Here is an 18135-nt window from a genome sequence, read left to right on the forward strand (position 1 = left end):
AGCGCATGCGCAAAGCATCGTCAAGCACGCGCGCCATCCGGCGCGCGGCGTCAGACGTTCAGCTTGATGCGCATTTCCTTGCCAGGCTTGAAATAGGGGACGCGCTTGGCGTCGACTTCGACCGTCTCGCCCGTGCGCGGGTTACGGCCGGTACGCGCATCGCGTGCGCGGGTGGAAAAGGCGCCGAAGCCGCGGAGCTCGACCCGGCCGTCCTGCTGGAGGCGGCCGACGATCTCATCGAAAAAGACGGACACGATCTTCTCGACCTCACGGACCGAGAGGCCCGGATTGTCCTGCACCAGCAACTGAACCAGTTCCGAGCGGATCATCCGCAACCCTCCCTTTGCGCACACGGACATGCGGATTCCGTGCGAACACCAATCCCTTACGGACTCTCTAGCCCCGTTCAGCAATCTTCATCAAGGCGAAGATTGCTTATTAACCTATGATAATCGGGAATAATCGAAAACGGGGAGCGGTTTTGCCGCTCCCCGTTCCGAAAGGTCTTAGTTCTTCTCGTTGCGGGCCTTGAGGGCCTCGCCGAGAATGTCGCCCAGCGACGCGCCCGAATCGGACGAGCCGTACTGCGCAACAGCCTGCTTCTCTTCGGCGATCTGCATCGCCTTGACCGAGAAGGTCGGCTTCTTCGAACGATCGAAGCCGGTGACCATCGCGTCGAGCTTCTGGCCGACAGCGAAACGCTCCGGACGCTGCTCGTCGCGGTCGCGGCCGAGGTCGGTGCGCTTGATGAAGCCGGTCGCGCCGTCTTCGCCAACCTGCACTTCGAGGCCCGCGTCGCGGACTTCGAGGATGACCACGGTGACGACCTGGTTCTTGTTGAGGCGATCGGCCGAGGCGGTCGAACCGGCAGCGGCAACGCCACCACGCTCGAGCTGCTTCATGCCGAGCGAGATGCGCTCCTTGTCCGGCTCCACGGCGAGAACGATGGCCTTAACGACCTCGCCCTTGCGGTGCAGGTTGAGCGCGTCCTCACCCGAGATGCCCCAGGCGATGTCCGACATGTGGACCATGCCGTCGACGTCGTTGTCCAGGCCGATGAACAGGCCGAACTCGGTGGCGTTCTTGACTTCGCCCTCGACTTCGGTGCCGACCGGGTGGGCAGCGGCGAAGGCTTCCCACGGATTGCCCTGGGCCTGCTTGAGGCCGAGCGAGATGCGGCGCTTCTCGGCGTCCACCTCGAGCACCACGACTTCGACTTCCTGCGAGGTCGAGACGATCTTGCCCGGGTGCACGTTCTTCTTGGTCCAGCTCATCTCCGAGACGTGGACCAGGCCTTCGATGCCCGGCTCCAGCTCGACGAACGCACCATATTCGGTGATGTTGGTCACGCGGCCCGACAGCTTCGCGCCGACCGGGTACTTGGCGCCGGCGCCATCCCACGGATCGCTCTCGAGCTGCTTCATGCCGAGCGAGATGCGCTGGGTGTCGCGGTTGATGCGGATGATCTGCACCTTCACCGTGTCGCCGATGTTCAGCATCTCCGACGGGTGGTTGACGCGCTTGTAGCTCAGGTCGGTGACGTGCAGCAGGCCGTCGATGCCGCCCAGGTCAACGAACGCACCGTAATCGGTGATGTTCTTGACGACGCCGTCGATGATCTGGCCTTCGGCCAGGCTCTGGATGAGGCCCGAACGCTGCTCGGCGCGGGTCTCTTCGAGCACGGCGCGGCGCGACACGACGATGTTGCCGCGCTTGCGGTCCATCTTGAGGATCTGGAAGGGCTGCGGGATGTCCATCAGCGGGGTGACGTCGCGCACCGGGCGGATATCGACCTGCGAGCCGGGGAGGAAGGCCACTGCGCCCGAGAGGTCGACGGTGAAGCCGCCCTTGACGCGGCCGAAGATCACGCCCTCGACGCGAGCCGACTTGGCGAACTCGGCTTCCAGCTTGTCCCAGGCGGCTTCGCGGCGGGCGCGGTCGCGGCTGAGCATCGCTTCGCCGTTCGCGTTCTCGACGCGATCGACATAGACTTCGACTTCGTCGCCGACCTTGAGGTCAGCCTTCTGGCCCGGCGCGGCGAATTCGCGCAGCGGCACGCGGCCTTCGGACTTGAGGCCGACGTCGATGACCGCGAGGTCGTTCTCGATGCCGGTGACGGTGCCGATCACGACGCGGCCTTCGAAGCCGTCTGCCTGACCGAGGGTCTGTTCGAGGAGAGCCGCGAAATCGTCGCGGCTCGGATTTGCCGTAGTGGCCATAAGGGTTTCAGTTCCTAACAATGTTTTTCCGGCCAGCCGGTTGGATCCGGCGGTCTTTGGGCCAGAGTCGCCGCGGCGGCCGATCGCCGATCGCGGCATCCGTCGCGCAGGAGCAAGCGGAGGAAGGACTAGCCGCCGGTAAAAGCGAAAAGGGCGCGTGAGAGTCAACTCTCCGCGCCTTCCTCCGCGGGCACTGCCCGCCGGACGCGCGCGCCTTAGCGGAAACAGCCCTTATCCGCAAGCATTGCGGAGAAGCGGCCGGGATGCGACGTGCGGGCTTTGGGGCCAGGTTGCAAGGATTCGAGATGGTATACGAGAACGAGCATTTTGAAGGGGTTACGGTAACGCTGGACGGCAATACCTACCGGAATTGCAGCTTCAAGGACGTTCGGCTGCACTATTCCGGCGGACCGGTGGAAATGGCGGAGTGCGGGATGGACCGCTTCTCCTTCCAGTTCGGCGGCGATCTCGCCCAGGGATTGAACACGCTCTACCAGCTGTTCGGCACCGAAGGCATGCTGCAGATCCTGCGCGGCTTCACCGAGCCGGGCGAAGGCGAGGTGGAACTCCGGCGCTAGTGCGAGGGCGGCCGGTCAGGCCGCCACGCGCAGCTCCGCTGCTGCCTTGCGGGCGACGACGGGGCGGAACACCAGCGACAATACCATGGGCTCGGTGCCCGCCGGCGGGGCTGCGATCAGCACGCCGGTGGGACCAGCGCGGAACAGGCCCGGGCTCATCTGCTCCATCGCGTCCGCGGTCGCCTGGGCGGGAACGGTGGACGCGGTCTTGCCGTCCCACATGTCCTCGAGCGGCATGAAGCCAAACTCCTCGACCTGGACCCATTCGCAGATCTGGCCGAGCTGCACCGCGACCACCGGCCGCTGCGGGCCGACCGGCACGCGGACATGATAATAGCCCTCGGCCGTCGGCCAGGCCGTGAAGTCCATCACCCCCTGCTGCGCGGCACCGGCCAGGATCACCGGCACCTTGATTCCGCCGACCTCGAAATCGGTGGAGCGCAGATCGAGCTTGAAGCGCGAGGCGGTGAAGTTGGCGAGGCTGACCGGCAGGCCCTGGGCCTGAAGCTCGGCCGACATGAACTGGGGCAGCTGATCGTTGTAGAAGGTGAGGCCGCGACGGCGCAGGCCATGCCGGCCGCGCCCCTTGTCGACCAGGGTCACCGACGCGGCGCTGCCCATGTTATAGTCGAAATCGAAGCTCTCGAAGACGCCGACTTCTCCGGCATTGGGCAGGAAGAACAGGCGCGCGAAGCTGGCGGCGGCGGCGCGGCAGCGGCTGTCCAGGTCGTCCGCGCGGGGTGCGCGCACGCGGCTGGGGCCGGCGGCTTCCGAGACGAAGTCGAGACACGCGGCCTGGACCACGCCGCGGGTGGCGTTGCTCGCGGCCTTGGCATCGGTCTTCTCGCGCACCGGCGTGCCATCGGCATCGAAGTCGATCGTCGAGCCCTGTTCGACATTGCAGAGCTGCTCGAGCACCACGATCGAGCGCGACAGCGCATGCAGCGTGCGATAGTCGAAGTTGCGGACATCGATCATGCCGCGCTTGTCGAGGCCCGACTGGCGCTTCTCGCGCAGGAAGATGTAGCGGCCACTGACGCTGACGTTCATCGCCTCGGCGAGGATCGGGGTCAGCAGGTTCTGGACCGTGCCGTTATAGCCGATATCGACCAGCATCACCGCATCGCCCCGCTCGACGCCGGCGGCGGAGAGATGCGCGACGATCTTCTTGAGGAAGGCGTTGCGGCGGGTGAAGATCTTGCGCTGGATGTCGCGATCCTTGCGCACCCACTTCACGAACGCCTCGCGCTCCACCTTGGCCGCGTCGGCATCCGTCGCCTTGTCGTATTTGGTATATTCGTGGCTGAACAGCATCAGCTGGCGCGCCAGCGAGCGGACCGGCAGGCGCTCGGTCCATTCCTCGAGATAATGGTCGAGGAACTTCTCGTCGGCGATGCTGCCGCGCAGCGCGACGAAGCGGCTGATCTCGACCGTGCTGGCGCCCATCTCCGGATAGAGCGCGTCGAATACCTTCCAGGGCAGATAGCCATCGCGCATCACGAACAGCGGGCGGATGGGCTTGCCGGCCTTGGCGCTGGCTTCGTCCAGTTCGTTCTTGAGCCAGTGCGCGAAGGTGGCGAGGCCCGGGCCGACAATGTCGTGCCCGAGCATATAGGCAGGATCGTCCGAGCGGCGCATCGCGATCTGGGCGCGGTGGGGCTGGGCGACGGGGCGAGTGATGCCGCATTGCGGATCGAGCATCAGCGCGGTCGCCGCCTCCATGCGCAGCCGCGCGGCGGCATCGGCGTCGAACTGGACGAGATGCGCGGCATGCAGGCCATGCTCGATCGCGGAATCATAATCGGCGGCGCGATTGTCGCCGACATGCAGGATCTTGTCGGGCGAGACGCCGAGCGCCTCGAGCACGTGCGGGAACAGCCCGTCGCGCTTGCCCTCGCCATAGGCATTGGAGACGAAAACCTGATCGACCAGCGCCAGCACGTCGTCGCCCGCGGCACCGGCGACGTGCGCGCGCAGCTGGGCCTCGGTCAGGTACATGTCGGAGACGAGGATCAGCTTGAGCCCGCGGCGCTTGGCCTCGCGCATCAGCGCGACGGTGGGAGCGAAGGCGAAGGCGTGATTCGCCTCGATCGCCAGCTCGCGGCCGATCGCGGCCTCGATCTCGGCGTCGTCGGCATTGCTCAGCATCTCGCGATAGATGTCGGTGAGGCCCACTTCGCGGGCGCCGGTACGCAGATAGGCGCGCTTGCGGGCATGCGATTCCGCCCACATGCGCGGCTCGACGCCGCCGCCGGTGAACTCGATATCGGCGAACACGTCGGTCGGCGCATGGGTGTTGCGCCAGATCAGCGTGTCGAAGCAATCGAGCGACAGGACTTCGATCCCGTCAGGCGCCTGGTCGAGCAGCTCTGCGATCTCGAACGCGCGCACCGTCATCTGCATGGTAATCCCCCGGGGTTCCTCCGGGACAATACTGAGCAGTCATGGTTATAAAGGCGTTAACCAGAATCGCGCGGTCTCAGGCGGCCGAGTTGGTCTTGCTCTCGACGATCGCGATCGCGCGCTGCACGGCGGCGTCGATCGAGAGGAAGCTGGTGTCGAGCAGGGCCGCGTCCGGCGCCTGGAGCATCGGCGCCTCGCTACGCTTGGAATCGCGCTCGTCACGGGCGCGGATGTCGCTGAGCACCTTGTCGAGGCTGGTGAGCACGCCGTTCTTGCGCAGCTCGAGATGGCGGCGCTGGGCGCGGATCATCGGGGTCGCCTTGACGAACAGCTTCACATTGGCGTCCGGTGCGATCACCGTGCCGATGTCGCGCCCGTCGAGCACCGCGCCGCCGGGCTGGCGGGCGAATTTCTTCTGGCGATTGAGCAGCGCGGCGCGGACCAGCGGGTGCGCCGACACGACCGAGGCGACCTTGCCCACCTCGTCGGTGCGCAGCCAGGGATCGTCGAGCAGATAATCCTCGAAGCTGCAGGCCGAGACGGCATCGGCTTCCTTCGACGGATCGAGATCCTCGCGCAGCACGGTGGCGGCGACGGCGCGATAGAGCAGCCCGGTATCGAGATGCGGCAGCCCGTAATGCTGCGCGAGGGCGCGCGCGATGGTGCCCTTACCAGAGGCTGCCGGTCCGTCGACTGCGATGATCATATGCCCGAGCGTTCGCGGCACGCGGGCGCGGCGTCAAGCGATTCGGACATGAATCGGCATCAAATACCGTCGTGACGCGCCATCCAGTCGCGCAGCAGGGCAAGATAGGCCTCGGGTTGATCCGACAGGATCGAATGGGCCGATCCCATCACTTCCTTGAAGGTGGCGCCGGGCACCCGCGCGGCGAACTTCGCGACGGTCTCGGGCCGGGCCTCGTCATATTCGCCGCAGACGAACAATGTCCTGGGGCCATCCAGCTTCCCGAGCAGCGGCTCGCCGTCATAGTCGCGCAGCGTGCCGGTCGAGACGAACTCGGCCTTGCCCCACATCCGGTTGTAGAGCGTATCGCCGGCGTCGCGCGGTGCCCTGGCACGGTATTCGGCGATGCCGTCGGCGCGCTTCGAGCGGATCACGTGGCGGCGGTAGAAGTCCCAGGTCGCGGCCTCGCAGGTCGCTTCCGGGGGCGGGGCGGCGGTGTCGCACTTCTCCAGCGTGGAGCGGACTTCGGCCGGCATCCGCGCGCGGAGCAGATTGGCGTCGGCGATCCAGCTTCTTGTCGAGACCAGTGGGGACTGGACGATCAGGCTGGCGGTGCCGGGCCGCCGGCGGGCGCCATATTCGATCGCGAGCGTGCCGCCCCAGCTGCCGCCGCCGACATGCCAGCGGGTGATGCCGAGCGCGTCGCGGATCCGGTCGATCTCGTCGACGAAGCGCTCGACCCGCCAGTTCTTCGGATCGAGCGGGGCGTCCGAGCGGCCGCTGTCGAGCTGGTCCCACAGGATCACCGCACGCTCGCCGGCGAGCGCGGTGAGGGGCAGGAGCCCCGAATGGTCGCCGCCGGGGCCGCCATGCGCGTAGATCAGCGGCGGGCGCGGGCCCTTGGGGTCACCGTTGATCCGGACATAGACGCTGCCGCCCTCGACCGGGACCATCAGCTCCCGGTCCGGCGTGAACCGGATATCGCTGCCGGCAATCCGTGCCCAGGCGGGCAGGGTGATCGCGCCGGCGGCGAGGCCGCCGAGGAAAGCGCGGCGGCCGATCGGGGTCATGCGGTCAGGCTGTCCAGCACGTCGAAGAATGCGGGATAGCTGGTCTGGACCGGCGCGACATCGTCGATGGCGATCGGCGCGGCGGCGGCCAGGCCAGCGACGGTCATGCTCATCGCGATGCGGTGGTCGAGCTTCGAGACCGCCGCGCCGCCACCCGGGATCGGCGCGCCGCCGGTGCCGGTGATCGCCAGGCCGTCGTCAAACTCCTCGAGCACCACGCCATTGGCTTCGAGCGCGGCGCGCATCGTCGCGATCCGGTCCGATTCCTTGACGCGCAGCTCATGCGCGCCGCGCGCCACGGTGCGGCCCTCCGCGACCGAGGCGGCGACGAACAGGATCGGATATTCGTCGATCATGCTCGGGGCGAGCTCGGGCGGGACCTCGATGGCCTTGAGCGGGGCATGGCGGACACGCAGGTCGGCGACCGGCTCGCCGCCGACTTCGCGCGAATCGACCGCCTCGATCGACGCGCCCATCATGCGCAGGGCCTGGATCAGGCCGGTGCGCGTCGGGTTCATGCAGACATTGGCGATGGTGATGTCCGAGCCCGGCACGATCGAGGCGGCGACCATCCAGAAGCCTGCCGAGGAAGGATCCCCCGGCACGACGATGTGCTGCGGCTTGAGTTCCGCCTCGCCGCGAATCGAGATGATCTTGCCCTCGGGGCTGTCCTCGACGGTCAGCTCGGCGCCGAAGCCCTTGAGCATGCGCTCGCTATGGTCGCGAGTCGGCACCGGCTCGATGACGCGGGTGATGCCCGGGGTGTTGAGGCCGGCGAGCAGCACGGCCGACTTCACCTGGGCGGAGGCGACGGGAAGGGTGTAGGTGATCGGCACCGCGGGATTGATGCCCCGCAACATCAAGGGGAGCCGGCCGCCCGGGCTGGCCGTGATCTCGGCGCCCATCTGGCTGAGCGGCTCGATCGCGCGACCCATCGGGCGGCTGGAGAGCGATGCGTCGCCGGTGAAGGTCACGGTGATCGGATGGCTGGCCACGAGCCCCATCAGCAGGCGCGTCGAGGTGCCCGAATTGCCCATGTCGAGCGCACCCTCGGGCTGGAGCAGTCCGCCGACTCCGACTCCGTTGACCGTCCACACGCCGTCTTCGCCGCGCGTGATCGTCGCGCCCATCGCGCGCATCGCCGCCGCGGTGGCCAGCACATCCTCGCCCTCGAGCAGCCCTTCGACCCTGCTTTCGCCGACCGCGAGCGCCGAGAACATCAGCGAGCGATGGCTGATCGACTTGTCGCCGGGAACGGTGACTCGGCCCTTCAGCGGACCACGGGAGGAGACGGCGAGCGGGCGGGGCGTGGCGGTAGACATAACGCGCGGCTTTGACAGCGCCCTTGCGGCATGGCAAGGCGCGCCCCACTTTCCGGGACAACATCCCGAAATCCGAGATTTTGAAAGGCGAAGAGGCAACACATGGTGAAGCCGGAATGGGGCACCAAGCGCGCGTGCCCGAAGTGCGGTACGCGCTTCTATGATCTTACCAAGGACGAACCCGTCACCTGCATCAACTGCGGCTTTGCATGGGATCCGGAGCCCATCCTGAAGTCGAAGCAGCCGCTTCCCTTCGAGATGGTCAAGAAGGACGGCGAGAAGCCCGAGACCGAGGACGGTGATCTCGGCGACGAGGATCTGGACATCGGCGACGACGACGAGGAGCCCTCGGCGGACGACGACGTTGATCTGGGCGGCGACGACGACCTGGGCGTCGAGACCGGCGGCGACGACGAAGAGCAGTAATTTCCGGGAAAATGGCAAGGGTCGAAAAAAGGCCCTTGCCAGACCCGAAGGGCCCATCTAGAGGGCCCGTCTCCCGAGGAAATGGGGCCGTAGCTCAGCTGGGAGAGCGTCGCAATGGCATTGCGAAGGTCAGGGGTTCGATCCCCCTCGGCTCCACCATTCCCTCCTTGTTTTCCAGCATGATGTGATCGCGCCGCGAGGCGCCCCGTGCCGGGCGGCCCGCGCAGCGATGCTGGGCTCGCGTTCCTTCCTCGCGACATTCCCATACCTTTGTTTCTCCTGCTCCGTCGCGCACGATCGGCTAGCTGTGCTAGAGCATCGATGCCGGGCGGGACGGAGTGAAGCGAATGGGCGAGAGCAAGCCACGGTACAAGCGCTACGACCATCCCGCGGGCGGCTGGGGCGCGGCGGCGGCCACCGCCAAGGTGCTGCTCGAACAGAGTGTCGTCACCAAGGGATCGCGTGCGCTGCTCTCGATGAACCAGCCCGGGGGCTTCAAATGCCCGAGCTGCGCCTTTCCCGATCCTGAGTGCAAGAAGACGCTCGAATTCTGCGAGAACGGCGCCAAGGCGCTGGCCCACGAGGCGACCAAATTCCGGGTCACCCGCGATTTCTTCGCGCAGCACAGCGTCACCGCGCTCAACGAACAGTCCGATTACTGGCTGGAGATGCAGGGCCGGCTGACCGAGCCGATGCGCTATGATTCGGCGACGGATCATTATGTGCCGGTATCGTGGGACGATGCCTTCGCGCTGATCGGCGATCACCTGCGCCGGCTCGACAGCCCGCACCACGCGGAATTCTACACCTCGGGCCGCACCCCGAACGAGGCGGCGTTCCTCTATTCGATCTTCGTGCGCGAATTCGGAACCAACAATTTCCCGGACTGCTCGAACATGTGCCACGAGCCGACCAGCCGCGGCCTGCCGCCGGCGATCGGGGTGGGCAAGGGCACGGTGATCCTCGAGGATTTCGAGCATACCGAGGCGATCTTCATCATCGGGCAGAATACCGGCACCAATTCGCCGCGGATGATGACCAACCTGGTCGAGGCGCGGAAGCGCGGTGTGCCGATCGTGGTGGTCAACCCGATGCCCGAGCGCGCGCTGATCAAGTTCACCGAGCCGCAGGACGTGGTGCAGATGGCGACCTTCGGCTCGACGCCGATCGCCAGCGAGTTCGTCCATATCCGCATCGGCGGTGACCTCGCCTTCCTCAAGGGCATGATGAAGGTGATGTTCGAGCGCGAGGATGCGGGCGAACCGATCCTCGACCGCGCCTTCCTGGCCGAGCATGTGGTCGGGCTCGACGAACTGCGCGCCGATGTGATGGCGCAGGACTGGGACGAGATTGTCCGCGTCTCGGGGATCGAGGAAGCGCAGATCCGGCGCTGCGCCGAGGTCTATATCCGGTCGAAGGCGACGATGATCTGCTACGGCATGGGGCTGACCCAGCATCAGCTGTCGTCGCGCCTGCTCCAGCAGGTCGCCAATGTCCTGCTGCTCAAGGGCAATTTCGGCAAGCCCGGCGCCGGTATCTCTCCGATTCGCGGCCATTCCAACGTCCAGGGCGATCGCACCGTCGGCATCGACGAGAAGCCGAGCCAGGCCTATCTCGACCGGGTGCGCGAGGTGTTCGGCTTCGAGCCGCCGCGCGAGCATGGCCATCACACCGTCGAGACGATGGAGGCGATGCTGGACGGCACCGCCCGGGTGTTCATCGGGCTGGGCGGCAACTTCGTCCGCGCGGTGCCCGATACCGACCGCGCCTATGCCGCGATGCGCAAGCTCGACCTGACCGTGGGGATCGCGACCAAGCTCAATCGCGGGCACCTGATCCACGGCAAGGATGCGCTGATCCTGCCGGTGGTTGCGCGTTCCGAGCGCATAGAGACCGAGGCCGGCGAGCAGTTTGTGACGATCGAGGATTCGATGTCGAACGTCACCGCGTCGCGCGGGGTGCTCGATCCGGCGAGCCCGGACTGCATGCCCGAGGTGGAGATCGTCTGCCGCATGGCGATGGCGACGCTGCCGGCCTCGAAGGTCGACTGGGTGAGCTATATCCATGACTATGGAGCGATCCGCGACAAGATCGCCGAGGTCTATCCGGAGATCTATGCGGCCTTCTCGGAGAAGATCCGCAATCCCAAGGGCTTCCACCTCGACGTCGCGCCGCGCCGGCTCGTCTGGAAGACGCCGAACGGCAAGGCGAACATGCTCATCCTGCCGGGACTGGAAGTGGATTCGCCGGTGGACGATCCGCAGATGCTGCGGCTGGCGACGGTGCGTTCGCACGACCAGTTCAACACGACGATCTACAGCTATTCCGACCGCTATCGCGGGGTCTACAACGACCGGATGGTGCTGTTCATGAACGCCGAGGATCGTGCCGCGCGCGGGCTCGAGGCGGGCGCGAAGATCGCGCTGGAGACGATCAGCAGCGACGGCTTGGCCCGGCGCGTGGAGGGGCTGACCGTGCTCGACTATGCGATGCCGCGTGGTGCGGTGGCGGGCTATTATCCCGAGCTCAACCCGCTGCTGCCGCTGGATCATTACGACAGGATCAGCGGCACGCCCGCCGCCAAGTCGATCCCGGTTCGCGTCGTTACGGGTTAGCCGTGCGGATATTGGGTGCCATCCTGGCCGGGGGCGAATCGCGGCGCTTCGGATCGAACAAGGCAGCGGCAGTGCTGGAGGGGCGCGCGCTGATCGACTGGGTGCGGGAGGCGCTGGCCCCGCAGGTCGATGCCCTGCTGCTGTGCGGGCCGGAGGGATTGGCGGACCGCCCCCTCGGTCGGCTTGGGCCGCTGGCGGGGATCAACGCGGCACTGCACGCGGCGCAGGGCTTCGACGCAGTGCTTAGTGTGCCGTGCGATGCGCCGTTGCTGCCGCCCGACTTGCGCGCGCGGCTGGAAGCGGCGGGCGCGCCTGCCTTTGTCGAGGATGCGCCGGTGATCGGGCTGTGGCCGGTCGCGATGGCCGAGATGCTGGACGAACACCTGACCGGCGAGGATCGCTCGATGCGCGGCTGGGCGCGGCGGCTCGGCGCGCGGGGCATCAGCCTCGAGCGGCCGATCCTCAACGTGAACACGCCGGAAGACCTGGCGCGACTGGCCGGGCGCAATGGCTGAACGGCGCCCGCGGCCGAGCGTCGATGCCGCGCTGGACATGATAGAGAGGATGGTATCGCCGCTTGGTTCGGAGACCGTCGCGGCAGCGGACGCGTTGGGCCGTATCACCGCCGAGCCCGCGATTGCCGCGCTGGACGTACCCCGGTTCGCAGCCTCCGCGATGGACGGGTTTGCGGTACGCAGCGTCGATGTCCTGGCCGCGACCCAGGAGTTCCCCGTCGATCTCCCGCTGGGAGCGCCCGTGCCAGCCGGCAGCGCGGCGGGTGCCTTGGCGGCGGGACACGCGGTGCCGATCAGCACCGGTGCGCCGCTTCCGGAAGGGGCCGATGCAGTCCTCGTGCGGGAGCTCGGCGAGATTGTACGAAGCGAAGAAGGTGCGCGCCTTCGGGTTCGCGGGGCGATCGACAAATGGCGCAACGTACGTACCCGAGGCGAGGACATGGCACGCGGAGGCCAACTGATCGGTGCCGGCCATCTGATTACCGCCGACGCGATTGGCGCGCTGGCAGCCTGTGGGATCGAACGGCTCGCGGTCCGGCGCATGCCCCGGATCGTGCTTGTCTCCTCCGGCAGCGAATTGGCCGCTAGCTCCGCGGCGCTCTCCGGCGAGGCCAAGGTCATCGACAGCAACGCGCCGATGATCCTTGCGACCGCGAGAAGCCTAGGCCTGCCGGTGCGATTCCAGGGGCGGATGGCAGATACGCATGCGGCGGTGACGGCGATGCTCGACACGGTCTTCGCATCCGGCGACGCGGACATCGTGATCTCGACAGGCGGGGTGTCCGTTGGAGACTTCGACCTGGTCCGCGCCGGACTGGAGGCGCGGGGCGCGACCCTATGCTTCCACGGTGTCCAGATGCGCCCGGGCAAGCCGCTGCTGTTCGCGAAACTGCCTGACGGGCGGCCCTATTTCGGCCTGCCAGGCAATCCGGTGGCGGCATTCGTCGCTTTCCGCTTCTTTGTGATGGCGGCGGTCCGGCGGATGCTCGGCTTGCCGCGTGAGGCGGCTGAGTTGGTCTCGGCGAATGCGGAACCGCGCGAAGGCACCACCCTGTTCCTGCGCGGCCGGCGCATGCTCGATGCGGAAGGGCGCGTGCGGATCGATACCGGCCTCGACCAGCGCTCGCATGTCCTGAGCAGTGTGGTGCATGCCGATCACTGGCTCCGCGTCTCGCCGGATGCGCCGCGCTTCCTGGCCTATCCCAAGCTGCCGCTACTATAGGGATGGGCCGCCAGCAGGGCGTCGCTGCGGACCAGCACCCGCAGGCGCAGCCTCGCCCCGGCGGCGCGATCGATCGCCAGAGTCGTGGGGGCGGATATGGTCGCCAGCATCGGGCAGTTCGCCAGCGCAGCCTTCTCGACCAGCTCATAGGAGCAGCGTGAACTGAGCAAGGCGAAGCCGCTGTTCCAGCCGCGCCCGGCGCGGGCCATCGCGCCGATCAGCTTGTCGAAGGCATTGTGGCGTCCGACATCCTCGCGGACCAGCCAGGGCTCTCCGTCCGCCGAGCAGGCGGCCGCGGCATGGGCCGAGCCGGTGGCCTGGTTGAGCACCTGATGCTTGGGCAGCGCCGCAAGCGCGGCGAAGCATGCGGCGTCTTCCGCCAGGCAGGGCTGCGACACCTGTGGGAGCGGGCGCAGCGCCTGTTCGAGATTCTCGATTCCGCAGAGCCCGCAGGAGGAATCGCTCGCGCGGTGGCGGACGCGATCGGTGATCCGGCCCGCCACTTCTGGCGCCAGCTGGATGCGCAGGATGAAGCCTTTCTCGGCCCGGAAGCTGTCGACATCGAGGATCTGCTCGGCCCGGTCGATCAGCCGCTCCGAGAGGGAGAAGCCATAGGCAAGGTCGACCAGGTCGGCCGGCGTCGCCATCAGCACCGCATAGCCGAGGCCCTGATATTCGAGCGCGACCGGGCATTCCTCCGCGATGTCCCGGTCCGCCGGGCCCTGTTCGCCGGCGCGGGCGATGCGCAGGAGTGGTCGGCTTTCATATCCCGTCTGGGTCATGGGGCAGAGGTACCAGCGGCGGTTGCGGCCCGGAACCCCTTCTTCCGTTTAGTCGGCGGCACTTTGCTGCAGCGCCGCTCCCTCTACCGGCAGCAGCAGCGCAAAGCGGGTACCCTGCGGTCCGGACAGCAGCTCCACCCGGCCGCCGATCACCTCGGCGCGGCGCGCCTGGTTGCCCAGGCCGCGGCCCGCGCCCGTTGCCGCCACGTCGAAGCCCTGGCCATTGTCGGCCACGCCCACGCATACACATCCGTCCCGTACGCCGGTGGTGACGATGATCTCGCTGGCCCCGGCATGCTTGATTACGTTGGTGAAGGCCTCCTGCAGGATGCGCAGGATGTGGAGCGAGTGGCGCTGGTCGAGCCAGCCGAGAGGCGGCACGTCACGTACGTCCCAGCGCAGGCGGATGCCGGTCGATTCCAGACGAGGCTGGAGGCGGAAGCGCAGCGTGCCGAGCAGGAGGAGAAGATCGGTCTCCACCGGCTCCATCGAGTCGATGGTGAGCTTGAGGTCGTCGATGCAGCCCTTGAGCAGCTGGGCGATGTCGGCCTCGTCGATATGGCCATGCTCGACCATGCGCAGCGTGCTGACGAGCGACGAGCCCAGCCCGTCGTGCATGTCCTGCATCAGCCGCTGGCGCTCCTGGAACAGCACTTCGCGGCGCTCGACCTCGCGCAGTTTCTGGTGGCTGGCGGTGAGCTCCGCCTCGCGCTCGGCCAGGCTGCGGACGAGCACGACATTCGCTTCCCCCACCGCCTTCATCGCCTTGAGATAGCGGCTCAGCATGATCTGGCAGAAGACGATGATCAGCGAGATCTGGGCGTAGAAGGAGACGAACAGGCTCTCGATGTTGATGATGTTGTTCTGGAGCAGCATGTCGCGCGCGCCGAGGATGAACGAGAGCAGGCCGCAGATCGCCAGCCCGGCACCCTCAAGCGTACCGGCCCGGCGGCTCCAGAGGATGTGAAGGGCGAAGGTGACGGAGCCGACCGCCACCATGGTGATGTACATAAGCGGCGAGATGATCGTGGCGTCGGTCGTGCCTTCGAACAGCGGCAGGGTGATTGCGCCGAAGCCCACGCACATCAGGGCGATGATCCAGGTCAGCACGCGGACATGGTGGTGATGGAGGGCCGTCAGGAAGAGGTGGGTGATCAGCACCGTCCAGCCCACGGAGTTGACCGTGATCCAGCCGAACCACGCGTCGGACACCGGCAGGCGGTCCGCCCCCATATAGGCGTGCATCACGCGCAGGAAGGTCGCGACCGTCATCACCGCATAGAGCAGGTAGAGCGTTTCGCGCCGCGAACGCAGCCAGATCAGGAAGGCGAACACCCCAGTCGCAAGGAACAGCGCCGAGCTGATATAGGGCAGCTCGGCCTGAAAGAAGGCGCGCATGTAGTAAGCGGCGCCGAGCTGGCGATAGTCGCCGATCCACAGGGTGGAGAGTGCTCCGCCGATGCCGCGGACATGGCGGATGCGGATCAATATGTCCTTGGGCGGCGTGCTCTCGGCCGCTTCCTCGAGGGGGATCCACAGCGGGCGATTCGAGCCGTTCCACTGGAGATTGGCGTGGGTCTGATAGAAGAGCCGTCCGTCGATATAGATGGCCAGCTCGCCATCGGTCTTCCAGCGTGGGACATAGATATAGGCGCCGGCCGGTGCGGCCTGCTCCGGGCCGAGGGTAAAGTGATACCAGCTCGTCTGGGTGGGCAGCAGGCCGGCATCGCCCGAGCCCGGCACCATCCTCGGGCGCGGGGCATGGGGGAGGGGGACCTGTTGCCACTGGCCGGGCAGCGCGCGCCAGTCCTGAGTGCGCGAGGGCGGCGGATAGCCCAGCGTGTCCTGCACCAGCAGATCGGCACTGGTCAGGTGGATCCCCCGGGGGCGCGATCCGTAGTAACAGGCGAGCAGTACCAGCAGCGCTATCCCGGTATAGACGAGGATAGCGCGCAGGGTCCTAGAGGATACCATGGTTGCGGGCCTCGAAGATGGCTTCGGCCTTCGAGGTGACCTCCAGCTTCTGATAGATGCGCCGGACGAAGGTCATCACCGTGTTGCGCGAGACCTGCATCAGTTCGGCGATCTCGTCATAGCTGAAGCCCTTGGTGATCAGTTCCAGGGCCTCGCGCTCGCGCGGAGAAAGCGGGTTGGCGATCGGCGTGACTTCCGCCAGCGCCGCAGCCGCCGGTACCGGCTCGGCGGGGCGGAAGCGCAGCAGGATCTGGCGGGCGATGCGCGGGCTGATCGGGCTGCCGCCGGCATGGAGCGCGCGGATCTCGTCGGCGATCTTCTCGGCCGAGCTGTCCTTGAGCAGGTAGCCGGCGGCACCCGCCTCGATCGAGGCAATGACGTGCTTCTCGTCGGCGAAGGTGGTGCTGACCATGATCCCGCAATCGGGCCAGGCATCATGCGCGGCACGGATCACCTCGATCCCGGACCCGTCGGGCAGGCCGAGATCGACGACCAGCACGTCGAGCGGATCGCCGGCAATCATCCTGCGCGCCTGGGCGACATTATGCGCCATGCCGACCAGATGCATGTCACCGGAGCTGCGCACCGCTGCCGCGAAGCTGTTCTGGAAGGCGATGTCGTCCTCCACCAGCGCGACCTTGAGCAGCGGCGGAGTGGAATCGGCCATTCGGGCATCCTGAAGCGGCCCGCCTCCAGCGGCGCGGCCAGAGCGGCGATCGGATGGGCGTGTCGCCACGCCCGGCTTTCGCGATTGTACCATCGGATACGCCCCGACCTTGTCCCTATAAATAGCGACATACTCAATATTTCGGGCTCGTTACAATTTGTTCCGGAACCCTGGCTGGGTTAACCTTCCGTTTCCCAGGTCAGGCAAGAGAATGAGTCGTCCATGCCAAGCCCGGCCCCTCTGACGCCGATGCTCGTCGCGGAACTGGTAGGCGGTATCTACGAGGCCGCGCTCGACCCGTGCCTGTGGCAGAGCCTCGTCGATCGTATCGAGGCGATCTATCCCGAAATCACGGTCGCGCTGTTCAGCCATGAGAGCCATGTTCCCTCGGCGGCGCTGAACATCCGGGCGAACTTCTCCGAAGCGGCGCTGCGCGACTATTCGGCCTATCATTTCTCGACCAGCCCCTATGTCGACTTCGTGCCCCGCAACGGCGTGGGCCAGCCGGTGCGGACCGAGGCGATCATCAGCGACGAGGAGCTGTTCCGGACCGAGCACTATAACGACTTCATGCTGCCGCATGGCGTTGGCCGATATGGCACCGGCATGGTGCTGGAGCGGGACCCCGGCGGCTGGGCTTCGCTTTCCCTCGCCGACCGCCGGAATGATGTGGACCGGCGCGACCACCAGATGCAGCTGCTCCGCCTGCTCGCGCCGCATTTCGGTCGCGCGTTCAAGCTGCGGCGCACGCTGATGGACAGCCGCATGGCCGGCCAGGCCCAGCAGGCGGTATTCGATGGCTGGATGCATGCCGCCTTCGTGCTCGATCGTGACGGCCGGGTGATGACGATGAACCGCCGCGCCGATGCGTTGGTCATTCGGGGCGACTGCCTGGTGCTCAACCGGTTCGGCCAACCGCGCAGCTTCGACGACAAGTGCAGCCGGGCGCTCGAAACCGCCTTGGCTGCCTGCCGGGCGAGCGCGGATGCGCCGATTCGAGCGGTGGACGATCCAGGCGGGGTGATGTTGCCGCGCCGCGCCGGGGCAAGCGCGCTGCACGCGATGCTGTGGCCGATTTCCAGTGCGGCCGAATTCAACCTGCCCAGCCTTCCCGGGCAGGTTCTCCTCGTGGTCTCCGATCCGGACGATACCCCGCCGGGCGCGGTCGCCTGGATCGCGCGGCGGTTCGGCTTGTCGCCATCGGAAGAGAGGCTGGCCGAGGCGGTCATCGCGGGCGTGCCGCTGAGCGAAGCGGCGGAGCGACTGGGCATCCAGCTCTCCACCGCCCGCACCCGCCTGAAGACGATCCAGGCCAAGACGGACTGCCACCGCCAGATGGATCTGGTGCGCCTCGCCATGTCGGTCCCCACTCTCCGACTCGTCTGAGGGATACTCCCATATGGGAGCTATTCGCTCCCTATCGGCCTCCTTACCCAACCACCCTCGGGATCGTGCGCGCGGGATCGCGTCGGGGGGATGGCGTCGATGGAATTGGAGTTTCTTCACCGTGGCTTAGGCCCGGAACCGCAGCCGATGCGCAGGTCCAGGCCGCGGAGTCCGACGTTCCGCGACGTCGTTCCGCTGCTGTCACTAGTTGTAGCGACAGACGCAGAATCCGCCCTGCGGTACCATTCACGCGCAGGATCGCTCGCCCGGG

Annotated in this window: 15 protein-coding genes and 1 tRNA gene; 7 read left to right on the top strand and 9 right to left on the bottom strand. The window is 66.9% G+C overall.

Going from position 1 to position 18135, the window contains the following annotated elements:
• Positions 1 to 50: 50 nt before the first annotated feature.
• Together O3305_RS22430 and rpsA are read right to left on the bottom strand one after the other, a co-directional pair.
• Positions 51 to 329 (bottom strand): integration host factor subunit beta, encoded by a 279-nt coding sequence (locus O3305_RS22430; protein WP_184169453.1) that lies wholly within the window; start codon positions 327 to 329, stop codon positions 51 to 53.
• A 177-nt stretch (positions 330 to 506) separates the two neighbouring features.
• A complete protein-coding gene (gene rpsA, locus O3305_RS22435; protein ID WP_184169451.1) occupies positions 507 to 2219 on the bottom strand; it encodes a 30S ribosomal protein S1 in 1713 nt (570 codons plus the stop codon).
• Between the two features lie 305 nt (positions 2220 to 2524).
• On the opposite strand from rpsA, the gene O3305_RS22440 reads away from it, so the two are divergent.
• Positions 2525 to 2797, top strand: coding sequence for a hypothetical protein (locus tag O3305_RS22440; RefSeq protein ID WP_184169449.1), 273 nt, complete (start codon positions 2525 to 2527; stop codon positions 2795 to 2797).
• A 15-nt stretch (positions 2798 to 2812) separates the two neighbouring features.
• On the opposite strand, the gene O3305_RS22445 is transcribed toward O3305_RS22440, so the two are convergent.
• The 4 genes from O3305_RS22445 to aroA form a co-directional block, all read right to left on the bottom strand.
• A complete protein-coding gene (locus O3305_RS22445; RefSeq protein ID WP_269574496.1) occupies positions 2813 to 5200 on the bottom strand; it encodes an HAD family hydrolase in 2388 nt (795 codons plus the stop codon).
• Between the two features lie 76 nt (positions 5201 to 5276).
• Complete coding sequence (locus O3305_RS22450; RefSeq protein WP_269574497.1) at positions 5277 to 5906, bottom strand: (d)CMP kinase; 630 nt, start codon at positions 5904 to 5906, stop codon at positions 5277 to 5279.
• A gap of 59 nt (positions 5907 to 5965) precedes the next feature.
• Positions 5966 to 6955, bottom strand: coding sequence for a proline iminopeptidase-family hydrolase (locus tag O3305_RS22455; RefSeq protein ID WP_269574498.1), 990 nt, complete (start codon positions 6953 to 6955; stop codon positions 5966 to 5968).
• On the bottom strand, positions 6952 to 8277 hold the full coding sequence (gene aroA / locus O3305_RS22460; protein ID WP_269574499.1) for a 3-phosphoshikimate 1-carboxyvinyltransferase: 1326 nt from the start codon (positions 8275 to 8277) through the stop codon (positions 6952 to 6954). Before aroA ends, O3305_RS22455 begins: the two co-directional genes overlap by 4 nt.
• A gap of 102 nt (positions 8278 to 8379) precedes the next feature.
• Between aroA and O3305_RS22465 the strand changes: the two genes are divergently transcribed.
• From O3305_RS22465 to O3305_RS22485, 5 genes are all read left to right on the top strand, one after another.
• Positions 8380 to 8703 (top strand): TIGR02300 family protein, encoded by a 324-nt coding sequence (locus tag O3305_RS22465; protein WP_184169439.1) that lies wholly within the window; start codon positions 8380 to 8382, stop codon positions 8701 to 8703.
• Positions 8704 to 8786: 83 nt separating this feature from the next.
• Positions 8787 to 8862 (top strand) — tRNA-Ala (locus tag O3305_RS22470).
• Between the two features lie 188 nt (positions 8863 to 9050).
• Positions 9051 to 11318, top strand: a complete 2268-nt coding sequence (locus O3305_RS22475) for an FdhF/YdeP family oxidoreductase (RefSeq protein ID WP_269574500.1) — start codon at positions 9051 to 9053, stop codon at positions 11316 to 11318.
• 2 nt (positions 11319 to 11320) lie between these two features.
• A complete protein-coding gene (mobA, locus tag O3305_RS22480) occupies positions 11321 to 11833 on the top strand; it encodes a molybdenum cofactor guanylyltransferase (RefSeq protein WP_269574501.1) in 513 nt (170 codons plus the stop codon).
• Complete coding sequence (locus O3305_RS22485) at positions 11826 to 13055, top strand: molybdopterin molybdotransferase MoeA (protein WP_269574502.1); 1230 nt, start codon at positions 11826 to 11828, stop codon at positions 13053 to 13055. The genes mobA and O3305_RS22485 overlap by 8 nt, the downstream gene beginning before the upstream one ends.
• On the opposite strand, the gene fdhD is transcribed toward O3305_RS22485, so the two are convergent.
• Genes fdhD through O3305_RS22500 form a run of 3 tightly spaced genes read right to left on the bottom strand, consistent with a single transcriptional unit; the run spans position 13031 to position 16478 of the window.
• Positions 13031 to 13837, bottom strand: coding sequence for a formate dehydrogenase accessory sulfurtransferase FdhD (gene fdhD, locus O3305_RS22490; RefSeq protein ID WP_269574503.1), 807 nt, complete (start codon positions 13835 to 13837; stop codon positions 13031 to 13033). The two genes, O3305_RS22485 and fdhD, sit on opposite strands and share 25 nt — an antisense overlap.
• A 48-nt stretch (positions 13838 to 13885) precedes the next feature.
• Positions 13886 to 15811: a sensor histidine kinase gene (locus O3305_RS22495; protein ID WP_269574504.1), complete on the bottom strand. Its 1926-nt coding sequence runs from the start codon at positions 15809 to 15811 to the stop codon at positions 13886 to 13888.
• Positions 15798 to 16478 (bottom strand): response regulator transcription factor, encoded by a 681-nt coding sequence (locus O3305_RS22500; protein ID WP_269574505.1) that lies wholly within the window; start codon positions 16476 to 16478, stop codon positions 15798 to 15800. The genes O3305_RS22495 and O3305_RS22500 overlap by 14 nt, the downstream gene beginning before the upstream one ends.
• A gap of 222 nt (positions 16479 to 16700) precedes the next feature.
• On the opposite strand from O3305_RS22500, the gene O3305_RS22505 reads away from it, so the two are divergent.
• Complete coding sequence (locus tag O3305_RS22505; RefSeq protein ID WP_269574506.1) at positions 16701 to 17864, top strand: helix-turn-helix transcriptional regulator; 1164 nt, start codon at positions 16701 to 16703, stop codon at positions 17862 to 17864.
• Positions 17865 to 18135: the final 271 nt, after the last annotated feature.

It is taken from the genome of Sphingomonas sp. NIBR02145, assembly GCF_027359115.1.
GTDB classification, from domain to species: Bacteria; Pseudomonadota; Alphaproteobacteria; order Sphingomonadales; family Sphingomonadaceae; genus Sphingomonas; species Sphingomonas kyeonggiensis_A.

What these genes read in the sequence shown, in the direction of transcription:
- O3305_RS22430 (WP_184169453.1), bottom strand. Translation starts at nt 329, where the DNA reads ATGATCCGCTCGGAACTGGTTCAGTTGCTGGTGCAGGACAATCCGGGC.
- rpsA (WP_184169451.1), bottom strand. Translation starts at nt 2,219, where the DNA reads ATGGCCACTACGGCAAATCCGAGCCGCGACGATTTCGCGGCTCTCCTC.
- O3305_RS22440 (WP_184169449.1), top strand. Translation starts at nt 2,525, where the DNA reads ATGGTATACGAGAACGAGCATTTTGAAGGGGTTACGGTAACGCTGGAC.
- O3305_RS22445 (WP_269574496.1), bottom strand. Translation starts at nt 5,200, where the DNA reads ATGCAGATGACGGTGCGCGCGTTCGAGATCGCAGAGCTGCTCGACCAG.
- O3305_RS22450 (WP_269574497.1), bottom strand. Translation starts at nt 5,906, where the DNA reads ATGATCATCGCAGTCGACGGACCGGCAGCCTCTGGTAAGGGCACCATC.
- O3305_RS22455 (WP_269574498.1), bottom strand. Translation starts at nt 6,955, where the DNA reads ATGACCCCGATCGGCCGCCGCGCTTTCCTCGGCGGCCTCGCCGCCGGC.
- aroA (WP_269574499.1), bottom strand. Translation starts at nt 8,277, where the DNA reads ATGTCTACCGCCACGCCCCGCCCGCTCGCCGTCTCCTCCCGTGGTCCG.
- O3305_RS22465 (WP_184169439.1), top strand. Translation starts at nt 8,380, where the DNA reads ATGGTGAAGCCGGAATGGGGCACCAAGCGCGCGTGCCCGAAGTGCGGT.
- O3305_RS22475 (WP_269574500.1), top strand. Translation starts at nt 9,051, where the DNA reads ATGGGCGAGAGCAAGCCACGGTACAAGCGCTACGACCATCCCGCGGGC.
- O3305_RS22485 (WP_269574502.1), top strand. Translation starts at nt 11,826, where the DNA reads ATGGCTGAACGGCGCCCGCGGCCGAGCGTCGATGCCGCGCTGGACATG.
- fdhD (WP_269574503.1), bottom strand. Translation starts at nt 13,837, where the DNA reads ATGACCCAGACGGGATATGAAAGCCGACCACTCCTGCGCATCGCCCGC.
- O3305_RS22495 (WP_269574504.1), bottom strand. Translation starts at nt 15,811, where the DNA reads ATGGTATCCTCTAGGACCCTGCGCGCTATCCTCGTCTATACCGGGATA.
- O3305_RS22500 (WP_269574505.1), bottom strand. Translation starts at nt 16,478, where the DNA reads ATGGCCGATTCCACTCCGCCGCTGCTCAAGGTCGCGCTGGTGGAGGAC.
- O3305_RS22505 (WP_269574506.1), top strand. Translation starts at nt 16,701, where the DNA reads ATGCCAAGCCCGGCCCCTCTGACGCCGATGCTCGTCGCGGAACTGGTA.